This is a genomic window from Herbaspirillum sp. B65, assembly GCF_000333555.1.
Lineage (GTDB): Bacteria > Pseudomonadota > Gammaproteobacteria > Burkholderiales > Burkholderiaceae_D > Herbaspirillum > Herbaspirillum rubrisubalbicans.
In genome coordinates this window covers 1-1,493 of sequence record NZ_BADI01000417.1, presented here as the reverse complement: position 1 = coordinate 1,493, position 1,493 = coordinate 1, and the positions used below count along the sequence as shown (strand labels likewise).

The window sequence follows — 1,493 nt, the reverse complement described above, 5'->3', positions numbered from 1 at the left end:
ACCAGTAAGTTTCTTCACCTGACAACTGACCACGGTCGAAGACATTGCTCCACACCGTGAAGTAATTTTCCGGCAGCGCCGCCGCTTCCAGCGCGCTCAAGCCCTTGGGAACCGGCAAGCATTGCGCCAGCGGCGCCGCGCAGAATTCTGCATATCCACCGCCCTGCACCAGGGCGCAGACCAGATCGCCCAACTGGAAGCCGCTCTGGCCCAGTTCACCGGCCACGATCTCACCGGCCACTTCCAGGCCCGGCAAGTCGGAGGCGCCGGGTGGCACCGGATAGTTGCCGGTGCGCTGAAACACATCCGGACGATTCACCCCAGCCGCATGGACCTTGATGAGTACTTCACCGGACTTCAACTCCGGCACCGGGCGCTCGCAGGCCTGCAAGACCTCGGGACCGCCAAATTCCTTGATTTCGATTGCGCGCATATGTCCTATCCTTCATTGAGATTGAGATTGGCATCACAGCGAAGCCGCCGCCCGTGCTGCCGTGTCATACAGCCCGGAGGCATTGCGCAGCAATTGCGCTGCCTCGCCGATGGCCTGATTGGGGATGCCACTCTCGACCTGGACCTCGATGAGGCAACGCTCGCGTACCTCGCGATACTTCATGCACAACGCCTGCCCATCAGCAGTGGTCGAGAACAGCAGTTCCTTGCCGGCCTTCTCGCTCTTGACGTAACCGGCCTTCACCAGCTTCTTCAAGGCATAGGTGACCACGTGGGTATCCTCGACGTTCAATACGAAACAGATATCGGCCAGTTTTTTCTTGCGCTCGCGATGATTGACGTGATGCAAGAGCGACACCTCGATGGCCGTCATGTCCTTGGCGCCGGCCGCCGCCATGCAGCGCACCATCCAGCGATTGAAGGCATTGCTGGCCATGATGAGCGCGTATTCGAGCTCGGAGAGCTCGGCACTGCGTTCGGAGACCAGATGCTGGGAAGACACGATCTTGGTCGGACGCGGAGCCCTCAGGGCATCTTGCACATCAGGCTGGAGCGGGGTGGACGTCTCGTTGTTCTCTTGGCTCATGGGAAGCGGATAAGTCAGGGCGGCAGAATGGCAACACTATAGCGTAAAGACTAAATAAATAATTTATCGACATATTGTTTATATTTTCTTTGAAATGTAATATCCGCAAAAAAGCAGGGCATCACCGGACGCACCTTGACCCCACCGACCATCTCGGCAGCAACGGCGGGCTCTCAACCACATCAGGCAAAGCGAGACACATGCAGCCACCTCACCTCCACCCGCTGGGCGATCGCGCGCTGCTATGCAGCCTGCCGGCCCCGGCCACCCTGCCGCAACAGCAACGCATCTGGGCCCTGGCCGAACTGGCCGGCAGCTGGGACGAAGTCAGCGAAGTCGTGCCCGGCATGAACAACCTGACCCTCATCACCAAACGCCCCGTGGCCGACCTGGACAGCCTGGAACAGCGCATCACCAAGACCTGGCCCACGCTCGGCGGCGACGCAGCACCGCC

General features: G+C 60.0%; 3 protein-coding genes. 1 reads left to right on the top strand and 2 read right to left on the bottom strand.

Annotated elements, in window-relative coordinates; translation table 11 throughout:
* The coding region (locus tag I5W_RS10025; protein ID WP_044529104.1) for an alcohol dehydrogenase catalytic domain-containing protein at positions 1–433 on the bottom strand (433 nt) is incomplete at its 3' end.
* A gap of 33 nt (positions 434–466) precedes the next feature.
* Positions 467–1,039 carry a winged helix DNA-binding protein gene (locus tag I5W_RS10020; RefSeq protein WP_252716980.1) on the bottom strand — a complete coding sequence of 191 codons (573 nt, stop codon included), beginning with the start codon at positions 1,037–1,039 and terminating at the stop codon, positions 467–469.
* 200 nt (positions 1,040–1,239) lie between these two features.
* Between I5W_RS10020 and I5W_RS10015 the strand changes: the two genes are divergently transcribed.
* The coding region (locus I5W_RS10015) for a carboxyltransferase domain-containing protein (RefSeq protein ID WP_044529103.1) at positions 1,240–1,493 on the top strand (254 nt) is incomplete at its 3' end.

Bases quoted from the DNA above. Each gene is read 5' to 3' on its own strand.
- I5W_RS10020 (WP_252716980.1), bottom strand. From the start codon at position 1,039: ATGAGCCAAGAGAACAACGAGACGTCCACCCCGCTCCAGCCTGATGTG.